The organism is Nostoc cf. edaphicum LEGE 07299 (assembly GCF_015207245.1).
In the GTDB taxonomy this organism is placed as follows: domain Bacteria; phylum Cyanobacteriota; class Cyanobacteriia; order Cyanobacteriales; family Nostocaceae; genus Nostoc; species Nostoc edaphicum_B.
The window spans coordinates 1-6,411 of record NZ_JADEXF010000221.1; the positions used below are offsets into that span (position 1 = coordinate 1).

General features: G+C 39.4%; 5 protein-coding genes. 3 read left to right on the forward strand and 2 right to left on the reverse strand.

All coding sequences use genetic code 11. The features are described 5' to 3' along the window. Positions 1–117 precede the first annotated feature (117 nt). Positions 118–1,041: a DMT family transporter gene (locus IQ229_RS08720; protein WP_194042944.1), complete on the forward strand. Its 924-nt coding sequence runs from the start codon at positions 118–120 to the stop codon at positions 1,039–1,041. A 507-nt stretch (positions 1,042–1,548) separates the two neighbouring features. Further along, the gene (locus IQ229_RS08725) at positions 1,549–3,258 is read left to right on the forward strand and encodes an alpha/beta hydrolase (RefSeq protein ID WP_194042946.1); all 1,710 of its coding nucleotides are present in this window, start codon (positions 1,549–1,551) and stop codon (positions 3,256–3,258) included. A 111-nt stretch (positions 3,259–3,369) separates the two neighbouring features. On the opposite strand, the gene IQ229_RS08730 is transcribed toward IQ229_RS08725, so the two are convergent. Then, on the reverse strand, positions 3,370–3,813 hold the full coding sequence (locus tag IQ229_RS08730; RefSeq protein WP_194042948.1) for a type II toxin-antitoxin system PemK/MazF family toxin: 444 nt from the start codon (positions 3,811–3,813) through the stop codon (positions 3,370–3,372). Beyond that, positions 3,807–4,049 (reverse strand): AbrB/MazE/SpoVT family DNA-binding domain-containing protein, encoded by a 243-nt coding sequence (locus IQ229_RS08735; protein ID WP_194042950.1) that lies wholly within the window; start codon positions 4,047–4,049, stop codon positions 3,807–3,809. Before IQ229_RS08735 ends, IQ229_RS08730 begins: the two co-directional genes overlap by 7 nt. A 312-nt stretch (positions 4,050–4,361) precedes the next feature. On the opposite strand from IQ229_RS08735, the gene IQ229_RS08740 reads away from it, so the two are divergent. After that, the coding region (locus IQ229_RS08740) for a GAF domain-containing protein (protein ID WP_194042952.1) at positions 4,362–6,411 on the forward strand (2,050 nt) is incomplete at its 3' end.

Here is a 6,411-nt window from a genome sequence, read left to right on the forward strand (position 1 = left end):
ATTGAATTTGCATTAACTAAACTATTAAATATATTTTATCGGTAAGAGTTTGATAAAATGTTTAGATATTTAAATTAGATATAACTTACTTATCAGTCCTACTATTTGGATATTTTAATGTTACTACATCAAAGTTCTGGTCGGTGGCGCTTAGGACTAGCATTATCGCTATTGACGGTCTTATTATGGGGAATTTTACCTATTGCCCTTGCAGTAATTCTACAAGTACTTGATGTTTATACCGTTATCTGGTTTCGTTTTTTAGTATCATTTGTATTGCTTGCTGTGTATTTAGGGATACGCGGCAAATTACCAAAATTAGAACAACTGCGCTCTGCTTCTGGAAAATTATTAGCGATCGCGACAATATTTTTAGGGATTAATTACTTTTCATTTACCCAAGGTTTAGCATTAACATCGCCTGCTAACGCTGAAGTTCTCATTCAATTATCTAGCCTTTTATTAGGTTTTGGAGGGTTAGTAATTTTTAAAGAACGTTATCGGCTGTCTCAGTGGATTGGTGTTAGTGTGATGATTTGTGGTTATCTTTTATTTTTTCGCGAACAATTAACGAATTTAGTTACAGCACATGGCACATATATACTAGGTAGTGTTTTAATTGCGCTAGGAGCAACGGCTTGGGCTATTTATGCTTTGGCACAAAAGCAGTTATTACAATCCTTATCTTCTACCAGCATCATGTTGATAATTTATGGGGGCTGTGCTTTATTATTCACTCCTCTAGCCAAAATCAAATCAATTTTTATACTTGATACTTTCCATTTAGGAATGTTGATTTTTTGTGCCTTAAATACCTTAATCGCTTACGGTGCTTTTTCTGAATCATTACAACATTGGGAAGCATCACGAGTAAGTGCAGTAATAGCTTTAGCTCCGATTGTGACATTAATATCAGTTGCAGTTGTATCAGTTATTGCACCTTCTTGGACACCACCAGAACATTTCACCCTCATAGCATTATTTGGAGCAGGTTTAGTAGTTACAGGTTCAGTAGCGATCGCTTTGGGTAAAGCTGATTAATCGCTATGTTTTTCAGGATTTTTACTAGATTTTTCATCTAGTGAATTTGTGCAATATTCAAAGCTACAACATAAATACTGAGGCAGACTATTTTTTATTTGTTATGATTTAATAGTGAAGGCAAACTACTGAAGTCAGCCGGATACTTTACCTATCTGCGTAACTTTGTAGGATTTGATTGTTGACTTTATAGCCGAAATATCCTTGCAAAAGAATTCAAAAATCAAAATTCAGGAGTCAGAATAAATTACTAGGGCATTGGGAATCGCTACTTTATTTGACTACTAAATCTCCGATTTGGTAGAGATTTTAAACCCATTTATACCCATTATTTTCAGTCAGCTACATTCGCAAGTCATACATAATTCATCATGAATTATAACCACTGACTCCTAAATTCTGTTTTGATAAAATTGAGGCTAATAACTTTAAGTAAACTAAGCAGGGCGCCCGAATAACTACCAAAGCCAACACCTGATAAAACCAGACCACCGAAACAGTTGAGCGATGAATAGTTTGTTTGGTAATTGGGCCAGCACCCTAAGAAAAAATTCTTTATTGCTGGTTCTTTCAATGGTGCTGCCAACATTTGGAATTAGTAATTCTGTTTTGGCAGCAGAGCGGATTTATGCATCTTATTCAGCTTTGGAGCTTTCCATTTCAGTCACAACTTTAGAGAACTACGCCAAAACAGGTGTAATTAACGAAGATTTAGCAGCCTATCAGCGATATCTGCCTTTAGAACAGCTTCAAGAATTGCGGCGGATTTTGCTTAATCGTGTGAAAGTTAGTCCAGTAGTAGTTTCGCAACTTCTCTACACACCACAAGGAGAATTTTTACTGCATCGATTGGCGCAAGTGATTAAAACCAGTCAATCAGAACCAGGATTTGGTACTTTGCGTTCGGCGCTAATTTTAGCCTCTGGTGAATCGGGAGGCTTGACACTTTTAAATGTGTTGCGTAAATATCCCACCAGCAGCATTCGCCTTGATGTCGCTGAAACTTTGGAAATAGCTACGGAATTGGAGAAACTTGTTAACCAAACCCATAGTGCGATCGCAGCTGTTTCCGAAAAGTCTAAAATAGAAGCTGAGAGCATTTCTCAACCAAATTTCTCGCAATTGCCCGATTTAAAGGTTCCGGGAAAATTTAAGTTGCAAAAATACATCCTGAAGTTTTTCGACTCAACCCGCAATCGGCTTTTATTGACTGATGTTTACATTCCCAATATCCAAAAGACTGCACCGATAATTATCATTTCTCACGGCTTGGGTTTAGACAGCAGTAACTTTCAATATTTAGCCACTCATCTAGCTTCTTACGGATTTGCCGTTGTTGTTCCCAATCACCCTGGTAGTGATGCGAAACAATTGCGTTCTCTGTTAAAAGGACGCGCTATTGAAGTAGCAGAACCAAGCGAATTTCAAGACCGACCAATGGACATAACATATATACTGAATCAATTGCAAAAAGGTAATCAATCTGATTCACGGTTTAAAGGTCGTCTAAATCTGCAACAAGTCGGAGTATTTGGTCAATCTTTGGGAGGCTATACAGCCTTAGCCCTAGCAGGCGCTAAAATCAACTTTGAGCAGCTAAAACAAGACTGTCAACCAGCAGCACTCCAAAATACCTGGAATATGTCTTTACTGCTCCAGTGTCGCGCTTTAGAATTGAGCATTAGTAAGTCTGGCAAAGATTATAACCTGCGGGATGAGAGAGTAAAAGCTGCGATCGCAGTTAATCCTATTACTAGTTCGATTTTCGGCAAAGCTGGCTTAAGTCAAATTAAAACTCCAGTGATGATTGTCAGCAGTAGTGATGATACAGTTGCACCAGCTTTATCGGAGCAAATTTTACCTTTCTCCTGGTTGGCAAATTCCCAAAAGTATCTCGTCATGCTTGAAGGTGGCACACACTTCTCCACCATTGGCAATGCAAACCCTGCAAATCAACAAGTAGCATTACCTGCCGATATGATTGGCGATGCTTCTCAAGCACGTCGTTACATGAATGTTTTGAGTTTACCTTTTTTTCAAACATACATTGCAGGAAAGCCGCAATACACACCATATCTGAACGCCGCTTACACTCAAAGCATTTCTAGTAAATCTCTTGGTTTGAGTCTCGTCAAGTCATTGAATACAACTGAATTAGCACAACTATTGGATATTAAAGGAGCCAAACTCGTAAAAAAAAAGTTCCCAATACCATAGTCAGCTTCGGATTTTGGATGTTGGATATTGGTGTTGCGTTGCTGCATGTGATGATTTTTATTTGATTTGTACAGACGTAATTAATTACGTCTGTAGAGTTTATTTGCACCTTTATAAAATCAGAGGTTCAATTTTTGCTTGGACTTCTTCAATTAGCTCCTGTTCAACTTTCTCTACAAACAAAACCTTTCTAGCTTTCCAGTCTAGTGATTTGATCTGATCGGCTAGCACCACGCCACTGGTTATCATTCCGTCAGGAAGCGGAACCTCAAAGTTAAGACCTTTTTTTTGATTAGTAATTGGACAAATTAGAACTATAGAAGCCATTCGATTGTATTTTAATGGCGACATAACTAAAAAAGGACGATAGCCCATCTGCTCACGCCCTTGAGGTTTTAGTTCAGCATTAAGGGTTTTAGCAATATCTTCAAATGACATTTCTGATGTTCTCAGGGCTAATCCACGTCGGATCGAATCAGCCGTAATTTGCTTTGTAGTTCCGCAGTCTAACTTGACAATATCACCTCTATCTGGAGTGTATGGTTTAACTACCAAACTTCATTCCCCACAGCAGATCCAGTATCTATTTCAGAATGGAAATTATCTGGAGTCATACCTTCCAATAATTCATCAAGCGTATATTTTTTTCGCTGCTGCGGTGTGATGACAATACTATTGCCTGAAATGCTGAAAGTTATGTCTGTCCCCTCTTTGACATTAACTCGTTCAGCCAAAGCTTTCGGAAGTCGAATAGCTAGGCTGTTTCCCCACTTAGCAACAACTGTAGTCATAACTAGCTCAAAATAAATGCTTTCTTAGAGAATTTCATACCCAAATATAATACTTTCGGAGCTTGACGCACCTATTTTGGACTATTTTACGTATCTACTTTGAATATACCATAATTTGTATTTTCGCTATGTTATGGAAGCCTTGCCACGCCAATACACCATCTTCTAGTTATTTGCACTTATCTTAACTAGTGTAAAAATCATAATTAGCACAGATATATGCGATCGCACTCATACTTCAGGACATATACTTTAAAGAAATATGACATTTAATTGCGTTATTGTAAAAGTCAGCTTTACATAAGTTCAGTTATGAGCCAGCCGCAATATACTACAGCCCAAGCTACTGCCCTGACTAACCACGATCGCAAACCTATTCACATACCTGGCTCTATTCAACCTCATGGCATTCTCGTAGCACTCAGTACTCAGCTAGAGATCCTACAAGTTAGCAATAATACCCAAGTGTATTTGTGCAAAGCTCCAGAAGATTTGCTCGGTCTACCTTTGAGCTATTTACTTGAACCTCAGCCAGTGGAAATTGTCAAGCAGTGTTTAGTAAAAAAGGTTGGCAGCGCTAATGCGTTTAAAGTATTAATAAATACTTTGTACGGTGAAATATACTTTGATGCTATTGCTCATCGTACAGAAGAAGCTGTGATTCTGGAGCTAGAACCAACTGACTCGGAATTTGAGGTAAGTTTCTTAAACTTTCATAGTTTTGCGAGTGAAGCGATCGCTAAAATGCAAAGGACATCCAATTTGGGAGAATTTTTGCATTTAGTCGCCCAAGAAGTCCAAAAAATCATCGGTTTCGATCGGGTGATGGTCTATCAATTTGACGAGTCACAAGCGGGTTCTGTTGTTGCAGAAGTTAAACGGGAAGATTTATCACCTTATTTAGGACTCCACTATCCCGCTACAGATATTCCAGCGCAGGCTAGGGAGTTATACACGCGCTGCTTTCTCCGATTTCTCCCCGATTTGACTGCCGAACCTGTCAAACTAGTTCCAACGGAAAATCCGACAACACATCAGCATCTTGACTTAAGCTACTGTCTGCTACGGAGTTTTGATTGGTGTTGTGCGGAATATCATCAAAATATGGGAGTGAAGGCTCTTTTGGTGATTTCAATTATTCAAGAGCAGAAGCTTTGGGGATTAATATCCTGTCACCATCAAACACCAAAGTATATTTCTTACGAAGTCCGGAAGATGTGCGAATTTTTGGGACAGATTGTGTCTTCAGAATTAGCGCACAAAATTAGTAACTCGGAATGGGATTATAAAGTAAAACTCAAATCGCTACAGTCTGAGTTCCTTGAATCTATTTCCCAAGCAGACAATTTTATTGATGCTCTAATTAAACCTGAAATCCGCTTGCTCGATCTTGTTAGTGCCTCTGGAGCAGCAGTTTGTCTGGATAATGAAATTACCCTTGTGGGAACAACACCGAATATTCATGAAGTTCAGGCACTCATTGAATGGACGGATACCCAAGTTAGTGACAACTTGTTTTCTACTGATTCTCTGCCAAAGGTTTACCAAAAGGCGCTGATATTTAAAGATACTGCTAGTGGCTTGTTGCTGCTGCGGATTTCTAAAATTCGGCGCTATTACATCCTTTGGTTTCGCCCGGAAGTTATTCAAACAGTACACTGGGCAGGAAATCCACAGGAATCCATGCAAGCACAGCCAGATGGTAGCTATACCCTGTCTCCCCGAAAATCCTTTGAACAATGGCAAGAAACTGTTAGATTAACTTCTCTACCTTGGAAAGCTTGCGAACTTGACAGTGCGATCGCTTTGAATAATGCGATCGTTGGTATTGTACTCTCGAAAGCGGATGAATTAGCTAAAATCAACCTGGAGTTAGAGCGCAGCAACCAAGAACTAGCATCCTTTGCCTACGCCGCTTCCCATGACCTCAAGGAACCTTTGCGAGGCATTTATAACTTTTCAACAGTGCTGTTAGAAGACTATGCGCAAGTATTAGATGATGACGGCATTGAGTGCTTACAAACAGTAGTATCCTTGTCTGTACGCATGGAAACTCTGATTAATGCTCTGTTGCGGTTATCGCAGTTAGGACAAGCCCAATTACGCTTGCAGGCAACTGATCTCAACGAATTACTCAACCAAGTAATTGACATTTTTCGTGCTAGTCGCCAAGACTCTGGGCTTGTGGATATTCGCATTCCTCGGCCTTTACCAACAGTTTTGTGCGACCGAGTGCTGGTTAATGAAGTCTTCAGTAATCTGCTTGGTAATGCGTTCAAATATAACGATAAGGCGGAGCAATGGGTTGAGATTGGCTATTTTTCTCAAGAAGAGGCAGGGGAGCAGAGGGGCAGGGGAGCAG